We start from the raw sequence: 2,508 nt of genomic DNA on the forward strand, positions 1-2,508 counted from the left end.
CTGATAACCTTTGCTTCACCAAAATTAAAACCGTCCCCGGCACTAACGATCATAACCATTACTTCAGGATGTATTTTAAAGAAGATATTAATGATGAGGTGAGGGGGTATATGAGGAAGGCTCTGGAACAATAGTCTCCCTGCCTTTTCCAAACGAGAGGACTTTGAATTGCTCCTTTTTAAAAGAAAACGATGTAAACAAAAAGACCTTCATTTGCAGAAGGCTTTTTGTTTATATGATTTTTTCAGAACCCTCCTTTGGAGAGGGCAGGATGAAGCTTTGAGCCTAATTCACCCTGTGTATTTCAATAGCCTCCGGTATCGAAAGCATCAACGGAACTTTTTCAACCGTAACAAAGCTCAGGTCGAGGCCAAAACCACGCTCTTCTGATAAACTTAAGTGTTTCAGGTAAACATAAAAATCCATGATGAACCGCTCATATAACGACAAGCTATGCGAGCGTGAAAACACTTTTTCAATCACCACAAACCTAAAATCGCCAACAATCTTGTGTTTATTTAGTGATTTATAGTGACTGGTAATATCAACCTCGCCCTTTTTTACCAAATCTTCAACCACTTTTCTAAACAGCAGGTTTATTTGCTGCTCAACGCGGAAACCCAATTTAAAGTCGATACGGATGAGTTTGTTGGGCACTAAAAAATCAACCTCATATTCGCGTTTGTAAGGCTCATCAACTACGTCAACGTGAACCAGCCAATATACATCGGCACGTTTAGGCTGTTTTTGTAATATGGAGTAAACTATTTTCGATTCAATTTCTGAGTTAAAATTGGCGCTGGTTAAATAAACCAGTTGCGATGCGTATTTAGGTACGCTTTCGTCGGCGCTCAGTTCATTAATAATGTTATAATAATCATCAATACCTACAAACTTAACATAACGGTTCCTGATTTTGCGGGCCGTGTGCCACGTCCACATTACGGTGAACAATACAAATCCTATTGATAAAGTAAACCAGCCGCCATGTAAAAACTTAACCAGGTTACCAGTAAGAAATGTACCTTCAATAACCAGGTAAACAGCTAAAAATATATTAATAATGTAATCCGGTACTTTTTTACGTTTCAGGAATTTAGATACCAGTATTGTGGTCATGAGCATGGCCACCGTGATACTTAAACCATAAGCCGCCTCCATTTTATCCGAGTGGCGAAATATCAGCACAACACCCAGGCATCCCGCCCAAAGCAGCCAGTTAACACTGGGTACATACAATTGACCCTTTTGTTCTGATGGATAATTGATACGCACTTTTGGCCAAAGGTTAAGTCGTACAGCCTCGGCAATAAGCGTAAACGATCCCGATATCAGCGCCTGGCTGGCAATAATGGCGGCAACAGTCGCTATGCCTATACCAAATATCAGGAACCAATCGGGCATAATTTTATAAAATGGGTTATTGGCGTTCAGGTCCATAACAGTGCCATTTCTTTGCAGCAACCAAACGGCCTGGCCCAGGTAGTTAAGAATTAAACAGGCTTTAACGTATATCCAGCTTATCCGGATGTTTTGCTTACCGCAATGCCCCAGATCTGAATATAAAGCCTCGGCACCTGTAGTACACAAAAACACAGCTCCTAAAATAATAAAGGCGCTATGGCTGCTGCTCGAACTTAATAATTCATAAGCATAATAGGGGTTTAGCGCCCTGATGATGCCAGGTGAATGAGCAATATAACTGATCCCCAACACGCCCATCATGGTAAACCAAATGAACATAATTGGCCCGAAAGCTTTACCAACCAGCGATGTGCCAAACTGTTGAATAATAAACAGCCCTGTAATAATGGCCATAACAATTTGTACAGTAGGCAAATGGGGATAATAAGCCTGCAAACCTTCAATTGCCGACGATATGGTGATTGGCGGGGTAATGATACCATCTGCAAGCAAGGCGCAGCCACCAACAACGGCGGGTACAATAAGCCATTTTGCCTTTCGGCGTACAAGCGAGAACAGGGAGAAAATCCCACCCTCGCCTTTATTATCGGCACGCAATGTGATCACTACATATTTTAACGTAGTTTGTAATGTTAACGTCCAAAAAATTAGCGAGACCCCTCCCAGTATTAAAGTTTCAGAAATTTGGTTTGTACCAACTATGGCTTTAAATACGTATAATGGGGAGGTACCAATATCACCGTAAATTATTCCTAAACTGATGAGGAGGCCGGCGGCCGACAGTTTTTGCAGATCTTTGTGGTTTGACACTATTTTGCTTTTGTGAAGTCGCAAAAATATTAATTTTTTCCATTAAACTTAAATAATCATTAAACGTATACGTAAATTGCATGTCTATACCTTAAAAACAGCCCTGGTTGTTAAATTTTGTTAAAAAGTTTTACAAAAACGTCATTTTCTTAGGTCATCAGGGCATTATTTATACTTTTGTAAGGAATCTTAATAATGAGGCGAAAAATTACTTATTCTTTTACTTACACACATGCATGGCTTGTATTAGTTGCGATGGCAACTTTTATGAAT

1 protein-coding gene is annotated in these 2,508 nt (G+C 40.0%); it reads right to left on the bottom strand.

What is annotated here, in order from left to right; genetic code table 11:
• Positions 1-285: 285 nt before the first annotated feature.
• Positions 286-2,235 carry a KUP/HAK/KT family potassium transporter gene (locus AC1DPZ_RS25415; protein ID WP_477408738.1) on the bottom strand — a complete coding sequence of 650 codons (1,950 nt, stop codon included), beginning with the start codon at positions 2,233-2,235 and terminating at the stop codon, positions 286-288.
• Positions 2,236-2,508 lie beyond the last annotated feature (273 nt).

The sequence above is a fragment of the Mucilaginibacter sp. P4_G9 genome (assembly GCF_056400985.1).